Source organism: Agrobacterium sp. LEGMi-208b, from assembly GCF_059511785.1.
Map to the genome: position 1 here is coordinate 1311502 of NZ_CM183446.1, position 13616 is coordinate 1325117.

12 protein-coding genes are annotated in these 13616 nt (G+C 61.3%); 4 read left to right on the forward strand and 8 right to left on the reverse strand.

What is annotated here, in order from left to right:
• Positions 1 to 76 precede the first annotated feature (76 nt).
• Entirely contained in the window at positions 77 to 262 is a 186-nt protein-coding gene (locus AC5YUO_RS20595) for a hypothetical protein (protein ID WP_496154983.1), read from the forward strand.
• On the opposite strand, the gene AC5YUO_RS20600 is transcribed toward AC5YUO_RS20595, so the two are convergent.
• The 3 genes from AC5YUO_RS20600 to AC5YUO_RS20610 are packed head-to-tail and all read right to left on the reverse strand — an operon-like array spanning position 263 to position 2203.
• Positions 263 to 889 carry a class I SAM-dependent methyltransferase gene (locus AC5YUO_RS20600; protein ID WP_496154984.1) on the reverse strand — a complete coding sequence of 209 codons (627 nt, stop codon included), beginning with the start codon at positions 887 to 889 and terminating at the stop codon, positions 263 to 265.
• A gap of 8 nt (positions 890 to 897) precedes the next feature.
• Positions 898 to 1566 carry a pseudouridine synthase gene (locus tag AC5YUO_RS20605; protein ID WP_496154985.1) on the reverse strand — a complete coding sequence of 223 codons (669 nt, stop codon included), beginning with the start codon at positions 1564 to 1566 and terminating at the stop codon, positions 898 to 900.
• Positions 1567 to 1615: 49 nt separating this feature from the next.
• Positions 1616 to 2203 carry an IMPACT family protein gene (locus tag AC5YUO_RS20610; protein ID WP_496154986.1) on the reverse strand — a complete coding sequence of 196 codons (588 nt, stop codon included), beginning with the start codon at positions 2201 to 2203 and terminating at the stop codon, positions 1616 to 1618.
• A gap of 132 nt (positions 2204 to 2335) precedes the next feature.
• Between AC5YUO_RS20610 and AC5YUO_RS20615 the strand changes: the two genes are divergently transcribed.
• Entirely contained in the window at positions 2336 to 3502 is a 1167-nt protein-coding gene (locus AC5YUO_RS20615) for a TIGR03862 family flavoprotein (protein WP_496156533.1), read from the forward strand.
• Here AC5YUO_RS20615 and AC5YUO_RS20620 read toward each other — a convergent pair.
• The 3 genes from AC5YUO_RS20620 to AC5YUO_RS20630 form a co-directional block, all read right to left on the reverse strand.
• Positions 3494 to 4555, reverse strand: coding sequence for a quaternary amine ABC transporter ATP-binding protein (locus AC5YUO_RS20620; protein ID WP_496154987.1), 1062 nt, complete (start codon positions 4553 to 4555; stop codon positions 3494 to 3496). The two genes, AC5YUO_RS20615 and AC5YUO_RS20620, sit on opposite strands and share 9 nt — an antisense overlap.
• Complete coding sequence (locus AC5YUO_RS20625; RefSeq protein WP_496154988.1) at positions 4548 to 5435, reverse strand: ABC transporter permease; 888 nt, start codon at positions 5433 to 5435, stop codon at positions 4548 to 4550. The genes AC5YUO_RS20620 and AC5YUO_RS20625 overlap by 8 nt, the downstream gene beginning before the upstream one ends.
• A gap of 221 nt (positions 5436 to 5656) precedes the next feature.
• Entirely contained in the window at positions 5657 to 6655 is a 999-nt protein-coding gene (locus AC5YUO_RS20630) for an ABC transporter substrate-binding protein (RefSeq protein WP_400819368.1), read from the reverse strand.
• Here AC5YUO_RS20630 and AC5YUO_RS20635 point away from each other — a divergent pair.
• Positions 6633 to 6854, forward strand: a complete 222-nt coding sequence (locus tag AC5YUO_RS20635) for a hypothetical protein (protein WP_496154989.1) — start codon at positions 6633 to 6635, stop codon at positions 6852 to 6854. The genes AC5YUO_RS20630 and AC5YUO_RS20635 overlap by 23 nt on opposite strands.
• Positions 6855 to 7019: 165 nt before the next feature.
• A complete protein-coding gene (locus tag AC5YUO_RS20640; protein ID WP_496154990.1) occupies positions 7020 to 9995 on the forward strand; it encodes a hybrid sensor histidine kinase/response regulator in 2976 nt (991 codons plus the stop codon).
• 17 nt (positions 9996 to 10012) lie between these two features.
• On the opposite strand, the gene AC5YUO_RS20645 is transcribed toward AC5YUO_RS20640, so the two are convergent.
• Positions 10013 to 10957, reverse strand: a complete 945-nt coding sequence (locus AC5YUO_RS20645; RefSeq protein ID WP_496154991.1) for a 2-hydroxyacid dehydrogenase — start codon at positions 10955 to 10957, stop codon at positions 10013 to 10015.
• A 264-nt stretch (positions 10958 to 11221) separates the two neighbouring features.
• The gene (locus tag AC5YUO_RS20650; RefSeq protein WP_496154992.1) at positions 11222 to 13570 is read right to left on the reverse strand and encodes a polysaccharide biosynthesis tyrosine autokinase; all 2349 of its coding nucleotides are present in this window, start codon (positions 13568 to 13570) and stop codon (positions 11222 to 11224) included.
• Between the last annotated feature and the right edge of the window lie 46 nt (positions 13571 to 13616).

The window sequence follows — 13616 nt, forward strand, 5'->3', positions numbered from 1 at the left end:
TTTTCTCATCCATGCGAATTCATAAGGAACCGCATGCATGCAATCACGTTTTCCCCTTTGTTACACGGAGGGCGCCATGCAGATCATCGACAACAAGGCGATAGACGGGAACAGACCGAAGCCGATCCTCAACGTCGCGGAATTCTGCCGGCGTTACCGGCTGGATAAGGCCGAGGAGGTCAGGCTCAGAAAGCTGTTCGGCGAGTTTGCCTCGAGGCACGAGCTTTTGATGAATGCGCAGCGCAAGCCGAGCTTCCGCTGATCATTCATCCTGATCGAGAGATTTTCCGAAGATCATGAAGACATCATAACGGGTATTTTTGCCCATTATCTGATGCGAAGGCTTGCGAATACCCGGCAGTGGCTCGGCCCGCAGCGGCCATTTCAGCACCACCCGCTTTGTTGCATGGGCAAGCGCCACCTCCATCAGCTCCACCTGATCGGGATCGGAGCCCACCAGTTCCCGCAGCACCCGCATTTCCTTTTTCACCAGCGCCGTATTATGGCGGGGCGGATGCATGGGGTCGATGACCACCACTTCGGGTGAAAGCTCTTTCAGCAACTGACGGGAATCACCATGCAACAGCGTCATGCGCGACGCCGCCTCGGCATAAGCGCCGCCTGCTTCCAAGGCGCGGCTGATACCATCGGCGAGATGGGCATGCATGGCAGGCGAACGTTCGATGAGGGTAACGTCAGCCCCGAGCGATGCGAGCAGGAAGGCATCCCGCCCCAGCCCGGCCGTGGCATCGACGATTTTCGGCGTGCGGCCTTTGGTGAAACCGGCGGCTTTCGGCAGGGCCTGTCCGCGTCCTTCGCCGGAACGGAAACGGTGGCCGACGGCGCCGCCGACAAAATCCACCACCAAACTCTCGTTTTCTTCCTTCATCTGCGACCTCAGAACGGGCAGGGCACGGTATAGGTGACGTCACGGCCATCCGGATGGCGAAAGCCCACCTCCTGCGCATGCAGCATCAGGCGCGGCGCGGCGGCGAGCGCTTCGCCCTCGGCATAAAATTCATCGCCGAGAATGGGGTGGCCCAGCGCCTTCATATGCACCCGCAATTGGTGGGTACGGCCGGTGAGGGGCGTAAGCGCCAACCTCGTCGCGGGAAGCGGCAATCGCTCCATGACGCGCCAAAGGCTTTGCGCCGGTTTGCCGTTTTCATGGTCCACGCGGTGGCGGGGTTTGTTTTCGGGATCGATGGCCAGCGGCAGGTCCACTTCGCCCTCTTCGCCCGCGACCGTTCCCCACACGACGGCCACATAGGATTTGCGCGTTTCACGCTTCTCGAACTGCGCGGCGATCATCGCATGTGCCTTGCGGTTCAGGGACATCAGCACGATGCCTGACGTATCCTTGTCCAGCCGGTTGATCATCAGCGCTTTCGGGAACTGTTGCTGCACCCGCGTCATCAGGCTGTCGGAAAGCGCCGGATCGCGCCCCGGCACGGAGAGAAGCCCGCTCGGCTTGTCCAGAACCAACAGGTCGTCATCGCGGTGCACGATGGTGAGCCAGGGGTCGAGCGGCGGATTATAGATGGGGTTGGAAAGCTCAAGTGACATATCGCTTCCTTAGCACGAATTGCGCATTCGGACAGTCGCTGGAGATGTTCTAGTCCGGAATGTGAAGACTGACGCGCCCGCTGGTCAGGTCGCTCAGAAGCCGGGTCAGCCGTTCGGCTTCTTCGGCCGGAACGGAGAGCAGCATATCCGCGCCGGTGCCGGTGAAATCTTCCCTCTCCAGCCGCAGGTTCGGCGTGGCGGAGAGCCGCGATTTCACCAGCGCCAGATCGGAGAAGGGGCAGCTCAAGGTCGCGCTGACATAGGCGATGACGGGCGAGGTTTCGCCGAGCCGAAGGCAGGCCGCCGCCGTGCCGCCATAGGCGCGCATCAGCCCGCCACTGCCGAGCAGGATGCCGCCGAACCAGCGGATGACGAGAACCGCGACATTATCCAGCGCCTGACCGTCTATCGCCTGAAGGATCGGTTTGCCGGCCGTGCCGGAAGGCTCGCCGTCATCGCTGAAACGATAGGTCTGGCCTGTTCGCCACGCCCAGCAATTATGGTTGGCGTCCGGGTCGGAATGCGCCGCGAGGAAATTTTTCGCATCTTCCTCGCCGGTCACCGGTGCGGCGAAGGCGATGAAGCGGCTTTTTTTGATATCCTGCGAAAAGGTAACGGGGCGGTCGAGCGTGAACATCCGCGTTCAATATCGCATATATTCGCGCCCGGAAATCGGTATAAGGCTCTCAACGGCAAAGATGGCTAAGGAGAGAGGGTTTTGAGCGAGGCGAGGCAGGTCGCGATTATCGGCGGCGGGCCGGCGGGGCTGATGGCGGCCGAGGTGCTCTCGGCGGCGGGCCATGCCGTGACGGTGTTCGAGGCGATGCCGACCGTGGCGCGCAAATTGCTGATGGCCGGAAAATCCGGCCTCAACATCACCCATGCCGAAGATTACGACAGTTTCCGCCACCGTTTTGGCGAGGCGGAACCGCGGCTGCGTGTGGCTCTCGATGATTTCACGCCTGATATGCTGCGCGACTGGGCGCAAGGGCTGGGACAGGAAACCTTCATCGGCACCTCGGGCCGGGTGTTTCCCACCGTCATGAAGGCCTCGCCGCTGCTGCGGGCGTGGCTCGCCCGGCTGGAGACGCAGGGTGTGACCATCAGGACGCGGCATCGCTGGACGGGCTTCTCGGGCGAGCGGCTGGTTTTCGCGACCCCGGAGGGTGAAGTCGCCGTCGAAAGAGATGCCGTTCTCCTGGCGTTCGGCGGCGCAAGCTGGCCGCGTCTGGGTTCCGATGCCGCATGGGTTCCGGCGCTTGTGGCCAGAGGCGTGGAGATTGCCCCGTTCCGCCCGGCCAATTGTGGTTTCGATGTCGATTGGAGCGATATATTCCGCCAGCGTTTCGCAGGCGAAGCGGTGAAATCCACCGTGACCATTTCTCCGGCCGGGGCCTTCCAGGGCGAGTTCGTGATAACGAAACACGGCATTGAAGGCAGCGTCATCTATGCCCATTCCGCCGCGCTGCGTGACCGGCTGGAACAGGCGGGCGGAGCAGCGCTTGCCGTTGATCTTGCGCCCGGACGCACGGTGGAACGGCTCAGCCGCGACCTTGCGAAGCTGGGCCGGAAGGAGAGTTTCGCAAACCGCATGCGCAAGGCCGCCGGTCTCTCCGCCGTCAAGGTCGGGTTGCTGCGGGAGATATTCTCCGATATTGCGGCCATGCCGGATGATTTCGTCGCAGCGAGAATAAAACACACGGAGATACCGCTTGTGCGGCCGCGGCCGATTGCCGAGGCGATTTCGGCAGCCGGCGGCGTCGCCTGGAGCGGTGTTGATGGCAACCACATGCTGAAAAACATCCCCGGTATATTCGTTGCCGGGGAAATGCTGGACTGGGAAGCCCCGACAGGCGGTTATCTCCTGACCGCCTGTTTCGCCACCGGCAAGGCGGCGGCGAAGGGCATGAACCGCTGGCTTGAGGGTTCAGCCTGAAAGCCGTTCCGCCATGCCACCGTCTTCACCATGCGCGGTCCTGACGAGGCAGCGCATGATTGCATCGGTGGTGACAGCGCCGAGCGACTTGCCGTTTTCTCCGACAACCGTGGCGCTGCCGACATCTTCCCGGACCAGCGCCCGCAGGCCCTCCTCGACCGTCATATCCGCATCGAGCTGAAGCCGCGACTGGCCGGAAAATTCCGGCTGCACGATGGCGCCGAGGCGGATGACCCTGCCGCGATTGACCTCTTCGACAAAGGCCTCGATATAGCTGTCGGCCGGCGACATGACGATTTCGGCCGCCGTGCCCTGCTGGATGATTTCACCATCACGCAGAATGGCGATCTTGTCGCCGAGCCGCAACGCCTCGTCGAGATCGTGGGTGATGAAGACCACGGTCTTCTTCAGCTCCTTCTGCAGTTCCAGCAGCACCGTCTGCATGTCGACGCGGATGAGCGGATCGAGCGCCGAATAGGCTTCGTCCATCAGCAGAATTTCGGCATTGTTGGTCAAGGCGCGCGCCAGACCCACACGCTGCTGCATGCCGCCGGAAAGCTGGTTGGGGTAATGGCTGGAGAAGCCCTCCAGCCCCACGCGCCTGATCCAGACTTCCGCCCGCTCCTCACGCTCGCGTTTGTCGATGCCCTGCACCTCAAGGCCGTAGACGACATTCTGCAGCACGTTGCGATGGGGCAGGAGGCCGAACTTCTGGAACACCATCGCCGTCTTGTGGCGGCGGAATTCCAGAAGATCCGCTTCGTTGAGGCGACAGACATCGGTACCGCCATAGAGAATTTCGCCGGCGGTCGGGTCGATAAGCCGATTGACGTGGCGGATCAGCGTCGATTTGCCCGAGCCGGAAAGGCCCATGATGACGGTGATCTGCCCGCCCGGCATGGTGATGTTGATATCCCGCAGGCCGAGCACATGGCCATGTTTGGCGTTGAGCTCAGCCTTGGACATGCCGGCCTTGACGGCTTCGACGTGATCGGCCGCCTTGGAGCCGAAAATCTTGTAGAGACTGCGGATTTCGATCGATTGACTAGCCATGCGCCACTTCCCGGTGTTTTTGCAGGCGAAGGCCATAGGCCTGGCTGATGCGGTCGAAGATGATGGCGATGCCGACAATGGCAAGCCCGTTGAACACGCCGAGCGTGAAATACTGGTTGGCGATGGCCTTCAGCACCGGCTGTCCAAGGCCCTGCACGCCGATCATGGAGGCGATGACGACCATGGCGAGCGCCATCATGATGGTCTGGTTGATGCCGGCCATGATGGTGGGGAGTGCCAGCGGCAGCTGCACCTTGAAAAGCTTCTGGCGCTTGGATGAGCCGAAAGCATCGGCCGCCTCCAGCACGTCGCGGTCAACCATGCGGATGCCGAGATTGGTGAGCCGGATCATCGGTGGAATGGCGTAGATGACGACGGCGATGACACCGGGCACGCGGCCGATGCCGAGCAGCATGACGACGGGAATGAGATAGACGAAACTCGGCATCGTCTGCATCACGTCGAGAATGGGGTTGACCACGTTCTGCAGGCGGTTGGAGCGCGCCATGGCGATGCCGATGGGCAGGCCGATGACGATGGACAGCACGGCGCAGACGAAGATCATCGAAATCGTCTTCATCGTGTCTTCCCACATGCCGAACCAGCCGATGGCGAAGAGAATGCCGCAACAGAGGGCTACAATGGTGGCGCTGCGGCTGGCGAACCAGGCGAGCGCGCCGACAATAAGAATAACGACCGGCCAGGGTGCGCCGATCAAAAGCCTTTCCGCCCAGATGAGAAAGCCCTGCAGGGGCGTGAACAGCCCCTCTATCGCGCCGCCATAGGTTCGGGTGAATGCCCGGAATCCCTCGTCGATGACTTTTTTCAAGCCGCGCAGAGCATCGTCATTCATGGTCGGAAATTTGAAAAGCCATTCCATATCCTGTTCTCCATGACGAACCGGAGGCGGGGATCGATATCCTCCGCGCTCCGGGAGTAAAATCGCCAGAGCGCCGCGCATCCTTCCGGACGAAAAAGCGGAACGCTCCGTTGAACTGGCGCATCGTCACCGGAAAGCCGGAAGGCATTCAGGAGCCGATGCGGGCACGGCGTCGCCGCTGGCGGACGCCGTTTGCCGGGCAGATATGCGATGACCGGCCTTTAAAGGGCGGCCTTGACCTTTTCAGCGACCTCTGGAGATACCCAGCCCGTCCACAGCGCTTCGTTTTCCTTCAGGAAGTGCTTGGCGCCATCTTCACCGGTCGCCTGGTTGTCCGTCATCCAGGCTATCAGCTTGTTGACGGTGTCGTTGGTCCAGGCGCGCTTGTTCAGATAGTCCATGGCCGGGCCGGCACGGTCGGCAAAGGTCTTGCTCACCAGCGTCTGCACGTCATCCACCTGCCATGCGTTCGGCTTTGGGTCCGCGCAGTCGGCGACGGATGTGCAGCGCTTCCATTCCGCCGCGTCATAATCCGCGCCGAAACCGAGCTTCACCATCTCATATTTGCCGAGCAGCGAGGTGGGAGCCCAATAATAGCCGACCCAAGGCTGCTTGGCTTCGTAAGCCTTGGCGATGGAGCCATCGAGGCCCGCGGCAGAGCCGGTGTCGACAAGGGTGAAGCCGGCTTTTTCACCGCCGAAGGCCTTGAACAATTGCGCGGTGACGACGGTGCCGCCCCAGCCCTGCGGGCCGTTGAACACGGCGCCCTTGGATTTGTCTTCCGGCGAAGGGAAAAGTTCGGGATGTTTGAAGAGGTCCGGAATGGTCTTGAGATCGGGATTGGCGTCGGCGACATATTTCGGGATCCACCAGCCCTGCACAGCCCCGTCGGAGAGGATTTTTGCGGCCGCGACCACTTTGCCGCCTTCCAGCCCCTGCTTGACGATTTCCGGTTGCAGGCTCACCCAGGCTTCCGGGGCGATATCCGGCTGGCCCTTTTCGGCCATGGAGGTCAAGGTCGGCACGGTGTCGCCGGTGACGATTTCGGCGGAGCAACCATAGCCCTTTTCGAGAATGAGCTTGTCCAGATTGGCGGCGACTTCGGCGGATTGCCAGTTCATGCTGGCGATCGTCACGTTTCCACAGTCGGCGGCATAGGCGGCACCGCCTGAAAAGGCGAAGCCGGCGGAAAGAATTGTGGCACCCAAAAGTATTTTCATTGTTGTTCCCTCTGGTCGCGGTGTGGCGAAGACCCGGGTGCTGGCGGCACCGCGACCGCCAGCACCCGTATTGAGGCTTAATAATTCCTTTGTGGCCGTTCCGTTTGCGGCAGATTCTGGCGTATTGAGGATGGCAATTATCAATCAATTACCCGATCCGGCGGATGGGATTTCCAAATTTGTGATGCCGGGATACTGAATGCGCGTGACCGATCCGGCAAGGCATCCGAATATTTCCCGAGAATGGAACTTTTTCGAAATTTGAAAAAGGCCGGGAACAATAAACGGAAGTTTTTGTTTTCTTGGACTTTTATCCTGTTCTGTATTACGGGAGATTTTCTCTCGATTTTTGTGGTGATGTTGAATGACCAATCTTCGTGCTGCCCCGGTATGGCCGATCGGTGGCGGTGAAACGGGTGAGCTTGTGCGCCGCTTCGACTGGTCGAAGACATCGCTCGGTCCTATTTGCGACTGGCCGCAAAATCTGAGGCAGAAAGCCAATTCCGTCGTCAATTCCCCCATTCCGCAGGTGCTGATGTGGGGCAAGGATCATGTGATGATCTATAATGACGGCTATTCGGAAATCGCCGGCAATTATCACCCGCGGGCGCTGGGCGGAACGGTGCCCGGCATCTGGCCGGAAATATGGGACTGGAACAGCCGCATTCTCGAAGCCGGTTTTCGCGGTGAGGTCATGGCCTATCGCGATCAGCCGATGACGCTGATGCGACATGGCCTGCCCGAAGAGGTGATCTTCGATCTGTTCTACACGCCGATCTATAACGAGGGCGGCACGGTGGACGGTGTTTTATGCACCGTGCTTGAAAATACCGACAAGGTGAAGGCCGTGGAGGCGCTGGAGCAGAGCCGCAAGGAGCTTACCCGGCTTACCAATGCCCTGCCGATTCTGGTCGGATATGTCGACCGCGATTACGTTTATAAATTCGCCAATGATGGCTATCTGGAATGGTTCGGCCGCCGCGCGGAGGAAGTGATCGGCCGCAGTGTTCCCGAAATCGTCGGCGAGGCATTTTTCGAGGCCCGCAGGGCCTATCTCGACCGCGCACTCAGCGGTGAGAAAATCGTTTCGGATACCATGGTCAGCAGGCCTGACGGCACCACGCGCGCCGCCGAAATCCGTTATGTTCCGCGTTACATTGCCGACGGCTCCATCGACGGCATCTATGTGCTGATCATCGATATCGAGGAGCGCAAGCGCTCGGAGCGGGAAATCCTCATCAGCAACAATCGTTTCCGCGCCGCGGTGGATGCCGTGCACGGCGTGCTGTGGACCAATAGCGCCGACGGCAGGATGATGGGCGAACAGCCGGCCTGGGCCGCGCTGACGGGACAGACTCCGGAAGAATATCGGGGTTTTGGCTGGGCGGATGCCGTTCATCCCGAGGACAGGCAGGGATCTGTCGACAGCTGGAACAAGGCGGTTGCGGAAAAGTCGACCTATATCTGGGAACATCGGGTGCGTCGTCATGACGGCGTCTACCGCACTTTTTCGATCCGTGGCGTACCGATTTTCGACAAGTCGGGTGCTATTGCCGAATGGGTTGGCGTTCACACCGATATCACCGAACAGCGGCGGGCCGAAAACACCCTCAAGGAACATGCGAGCAATCTCGAGCGCGAGATCCGCCACCGCATCCGGGCGGAGGAGCAGCTTCGGCAATTGAACGAGAGCCTCGAAGCCCGTGTCGAGGCGGAAATGGCCGAGCGCCGCCAGACCGAAAAGGCGCTGCAGCAGGCGCAGAAAATGGAATCCATCGGCCAGCTTACCGGCGGCGTGGCGCATGATTTCAACAATCTGCTGCAGGTGATCGCCGGCAATCTGCAATTGCTGTCGAAGGATGTGATCGGCAATGAACGTGCGGAGCGGCGGCTGGAGAACGCGCTTGCGGGCGTTCACCGCGGCGCAAAGCTGGCCAGCCAACTGCTTGCCTTCGGTCGCCGGCAGGCGCTTGAGCCGCGCGTCATCAACATCGCCCGTTTCGTGACCGGCATGGACGATCTGCTGCGCCGTTCGCTCGGCGAGGCAATCGAGGTGGAGGTCATTACATCGGGCGGCCTCTGGAACACCTATGCCGACCCTAATCAGGTGGAGAACGCGCTCCTCAATCTGGCCATCAATGCGCGCGACGCCATGGAAGGACACGGCAAGCTGACCATCGAAGTGGGCAATGCGGTTCTCGACCGCGATTATGCCCGCAAGCACTCGGAGGTCTCGGCGGGGCAATATGTGATGCTCGCCGTCACCGATACCGGCTCCGGCATGTCGCCGGAGATTCTCGAAAAGGTTTTCGAGCCGTTCTTTTCGACGAAGCCGGAGGGCAAGGGCACCGGCCTCGGCCTGTCGATGGTCTATGGTTTCGCAAAACAGTCCAGCGGCCACGTCAACATCTATAGCGAGCTGGGGCAGGGCACGACGGTGAAGATGTATCTGCCCCGCTCCGCCGCCGATGAGGACAGGGAAGTGGTGATGCCGACCGGCCCCGTGGAGGGCGGAACGGAAACCATTCTTGTGGTGGAGGATGACGAGGAAGTGCGCAACACCGTCGTCGAGACCTTGAGCGACCTCGGTTACCGCGTGCTCACCGCCCGTGATGCGCAGGCTGGGCTGACGGTGGTGGAAAGCGGCATTCCGATCGATGTCATCTTCACTGACGTGGTGATGCCGGGGCCTTTGAAAAGCCGGGAAATGGCGCGCCGAGCGCAGGAACGGCTGCCTAATCTCGCCGTTCTCTTCACCTCGGGTTATACGGAAAACTCCATCGTGCATGGCGGCAAGCTGGATGCCGGGGTGGAACTGCTTTCCAAACCCTATACGCGTGAAGCGCTGGCGCGGCGCATCCGCCATGTGATCGCCAACCGCAAACAGGTCTCGCTGTCGCGCGCGCGGCCGGCATCTGCGCCGGGTTCTTCGAAATCTTCCGAACCGGTCAGGGCGGTCGAAAATCAAAACCGGTCCATACGTGTCCTTCTGGTCGAGGATGACGAGTTGATCCGGATGAATTCGACGGAGATGTTGTCGGAGAGCGGCTTTGCGGTCGTCGAGGCCGGCAATGCGGCGCAGGCGCTGAAGGTTATCGAGGCAGGCCAGATCGACGTTCTCGTCACCGATATCGGCCTGCCCGACATGAAGGGCGGCGAGCTGGCGGTGGAGGCCCTGCGCCGCAAGCCGGGGCTTGCCATTGTTTTTGCGACGGGCGACAGCCATCTGCCGGAGGGCGCACCGGAAAGCGCGGTGCTGCTGACCAAGCCCTATGACGAACAGCAGATCATCTCGGCCGTTGAACAGGCTCATACGGGCAGGTCTGTGGCGGCCGAATAGGCCGCCCTGTCGCCGGTTCAGTAACCGCGGGCCATATCGACCGTTTCCGGCAGCTTGCCCGTTTCCCGCCATGTGCGGACATTGCCGGCAACGATCCGGGCGGAACTTTCCCGGCTTGTCGGCGCGGAAATATGCGGCAGGACGGTGACGCCGGGATGCTGCCAGAATGGCGAAGCCGCAGGTAGCGGTTCCTGTTCGAAGACATCGAGAACGGCATGCGAAAGCCTGCCGGAATCGAGTGCTGCGATCAGGTCGTCGGCGACGATGACCGCGCCGCGGGCGAAATTGATGAGTGCGGCCCCCTGCTTCATCGTGGCGAGACGGCCGGCATTCAGAAGACCGCGTGTCGCATCGGTGAGCGGCACGAGGCAGACGAGGATGTCGCTCTTTTCCAGCAATGCCCGCAGCCCGTCGTCACCGGTCAGCGTTTCCACGCCCCCGATTGCCTTGGCCGAGCGGCTCCAGCCGGCGACGTTGAACCCGGCATGGGTGAGGCGTTCCGCTGCGGCCGTGCCGAGCGCCCCAAGGCCGAGAAGACCGATGGTCATCTCGCCGGGATGGCGGTAGTCCAGCTCTTGCCACAGCGCCTTTTCTTGGTTGGCGCGATAGGCGGGCATGTCCCTCTGCAGATAATAGGTCCATGCCAGCACCGCCTCCGCCATCACGCGGGAAAGCTCGGGATCCTTCAATCGAACGATGGGCGGAGCTTTCTCACCCAGTTCCAGCACCAGCCGCTCGACGCCGGCCCACAGGCTGTGGATCCACGTCAGGCCCGGCAATGCGGCAATATCGGCAGGATCGGGATTGGCGACGATGGCGAAATCCACTGCCTGTTTCTGGTCGGCGGACAATTCAGAAAAGGAGAGGATTTCCTCCCGCGGCATGGCGGCGCGCAGCGCCTCTTTCCAGACGGCTTCCGCTTCCGCATTCATCCGTGAAACAAAGGCGATGGGTGATGGCATGGGACTGATCCTGCTTGCGATTTTAGCTTCGCGCCATCAATGCGCAATTTCGGCGGGCAATACCATGGGTGGAATGGGGGAATTTGTGATTCTTCCGTCATGCCGGTCCCCGGAACAAGTCCGAGGATGATCCGGCATCCAGCCGTCGCGCGTCTGCGCGGCGCCAAGACTTCTTTTCCGCCCAAGGACTTGGGCTGGCTGGACCCCGGCTCGGGGGCCGGGGTGACGGAGTGTGGATGCAACCGGCCTGTTAAATCTCCACCATTACGCATCTTCCTTCACCGGCGGCTTCGCATCGCCGTAATAGGCCGAGAAGCTCTCATGATAGTGCTCCGAACCGCCCGGGCCGGCATAGCGCTGCAGTTCCGTCATGTCGGTCTTGTTGAGCACGATGCCGAGCGTCTTGTTGGCGATCTGCGGTTCGTTGGCCATCAGGTTCTGCACCATCTGGATCGGCGTCTTGCCCCATTCGGTGACGAAGACGAAGCCGTCCACCTGCGGCGCAAAGGCCTTGGCATCGATGACGGGAACCACGGGCGCGAGGTCGACGATGATGTAATCGCAGGCTTCGCGGGCGGAATCGATGAATTTGCGCATGCCGGAGGACGAGAGGAGTTCGCTCGAATGGGCGAACTGATTGCTGGTGGAAACCGGCAGGATACCCATCTTCGTGCGCGTATCGACCTTCACCGCCTGCGTCCACGGAACTTCATCAAGCACCACTTCGACGAGGCCGGCGGATTGCCGTGTCGTCAGCATGCGGCTGAGGCCGGGATTGCGGATATCCGCATCCACCACCAGCGTGCGTTTGCCGGTCGAGGCGATCAGCCCGGCGAGATTGAGCGCCACGACCGATTTGCCTTCGTTCGGCAGGCAGGAAATCACACCGATGACCCGGCACTGGCGTTCCTGAATGACGACATCCGCCGTCAGTTTCACGTTGCGCAGCGTTTCCGCAAAGCTGGAGCGCGGGCTGTCGACGGCAAGGCGCAGCATTTTCTGGAACGAGACCTGTCCGCTTTCGTCAAGCGTGGCGTTCTCGCCGCCGGGGGTGGCGGCGCTGTTGCCCGCCTTGGCGTTTTCGACGCCCCTTTCACCGATGAAGGGCAGGTAACCGAGAAACCGCATGCGCAGATTGTCGCGCACATCGTTGCCGGTGTGGAAGAAGCGATCCCGGAATTCAAGAAGTGCGGCAATACCCCCACCCAGCATCAGGCCGAGAACGACCGAAAGCGCCATGGTCATGGTCTTTTTCGGGCTGGAAGGCGATGTCGGCAGGCCCGCTTCGGAGATGATACGCGCCTTGGCGATGGGCAGCGACTGCTTCTGTGAAGCCTCCTCGAAGCGACCGAGATAGGACTGGTAGAGGGTGCGCAGCGCCGTTGCCCGCTGCTCGAGTTCGCGCAGCTGGACCATGGTGATGTTGGCCTCGGAATTGCGGCCTGCCACACGGTCGATATTGTCGCGCAGCGACTGCACGCGGGAATTGGTGACGTCGTATTCGTTTTTCAGACTGCCGGTCAGCTGCTGCAGTTCCTGATAGATCTGCCGCGAAACCTCTTTCTTTTCGGCGTCCAGCGCCACCGCCTGCGGGTGGTCGGCGCCAAATTGCTGGACGATGCCCTGCTGCCGGTCGGAAATGGTGATGTAGCGCTTGCGCAGATCCTGAATGACCGAGTTGTCGGTGTCGCGCGCCGAAACGACGGCGTTGTCGACAGCCGCCTCAGGGCCCCGGTCGATGATCGATTTATACTGGTTGTAACGGGCAGACGCCGTCGCGGCATCGGCCTGCGCGGCGATCAGCTGGCCGTTCAGGTCGGCAAGCTGGCCTTCGGACATCAGCTCGCCGCGCGAGGAAACGATGTTGTTGTCCGACTTGAATTTCTGCACCGCCAGTTCAGCCGCCTGGGCGCGCTGGTTGAGGTCGGTCATGCGCTCCTGCAACCATACCGAGGCGCGCTCGCTGGCATCGAAATTGGCGTTCAGCTGTTCGGTGAGATAGGCCTGCGCATAGGTCTTGGCGATCTGCGCGGCAAGCTGGCGGTCGGTCGAACGGGTGGAGATGGCGATGACCGAGCTGCGGCCGACACGTTCCACCGTCAGCGACTGCTGCAGCACGGCTGCGGCCTTTTCACGGCGTCCGGCGCGGATTGCGGCTTCTGAGACCGGCGGATCGCCCGGCAGGACGAGGTTGAGGATACCGCGCACGGAGGTCTTGACGAGTTCCACCGGCGACATCGGCGGATTGACGATGGTGTCGTTCTCATCGAGCTTGGCCTTGTCGACCACGGTCAGCGCCATTTCCTTGGATTTCAGGATTTCCACGGCGCTGGCGATGCGGTTGTCGACGATCTGCGCGGCGGGCACCGGCGATTCCTCTTCCGCGTAGCGGGAAAGGCTTTCATCCAGAAGCACCTGCGTCATCGCGGTGTAAACGGGGGTCGCAAGCACCAGATAAAGGCCGGCCAGCACCACGGCGGCGATGACCGCGGCGGCAATGACATTGGCGCGGCGCACCACGGCGGCCCACAGGCGGTCGAGGTCGATGAACGTGTCGGAATCCTTGCCGGACTCCGGAAAACCGATATTGGATTTAAAGGTCTTGTGGTGCATGGACCTACCTTGTGAACTAAAAATGGTACGCGGGAAGCCGAACAAT

Bases quoted from the DNA above. Each gene is read 5' to 3' on its own strand.
- AC5YUO_RS20615 (WP_496156533.1), top strand. From the start codon at position 2,336: ATGGCGGCCGAGGTGCTCTCGGCGGCGGGCCATGCCGTGACGGTGTTC.
- AC5YUO_RS20630 (WP_400819368.1), bottom strand. From the start codon at position 6,655: ATGAAAATACTTTTGGGTGCCACAATTCTTTCCGCCGGCTTCGCCTTT.
- AC5YUO_RS20625 (WP_496154988.1), bottom strand. From the start codon at position 5,435: ATGGAATGGCTTTTCAAATTTCCGACCATGAATGACGATGCTCTGCGC.
- AC5YUO_RS20640 (WP_496154990.1), top strand. From the start codon at position 7,020: ATGACCAATCTTCGTGCTGCCCCGGTATGGCCGATCGGTGGCGGTGAA.
- AC5YUO_RS20620 (WP_496154987.1), bottom strand. From the start codon at position 4,555: ATGGCTAGTCAATCGATCGAAATCCGCAGTCTCTACAAGATTTTCGGC.
- AC5YUO_RS20645 (WP_496154991.1), bottom strand. From the start codon at position 10,957: ATGCCATCACCCATCGCCTTTGTTTCACGGATGAATGCGGAAGCGGAA.
- AC5YUO_RS20650 (WP_496154992.1), bottom strand. From the start codon at position 13,570: ATGCACCACAAGACCTTTAAATCCAATATCGGTTTTCCGGAGTCCGGC.
- AC5YUO_RS20600 (WP_496154984.1), bottom strand. From the start codon at position 889: ATGAAGGAAGAAAACGAGAGTTTGGTGGTGGATTTTGTCGGCGGCGCC.
- AC5YUO_RS20595 (WP_496154983.1), top strand. From the start codon at position 77: ATGCAGATCATCGACAACAAGGCGATAGACGGGAACAGACCGAAGCCG.
- AC5YUO_RS20605 (WP_496154985.1), bottom strand. From the start codon at position 1,566: ATGTCACTTGAGCTTTCCAACCCCATCTATAATCCGCCGCTCGACCCC.
- AC5YUO_RS20610 (WP_496154986.1), bottom strand. From the start codon at position 2,203: ATGTTCACGCTCGACCGCCCCGTTACCTTTTCGCAGGATATCAAAAAA.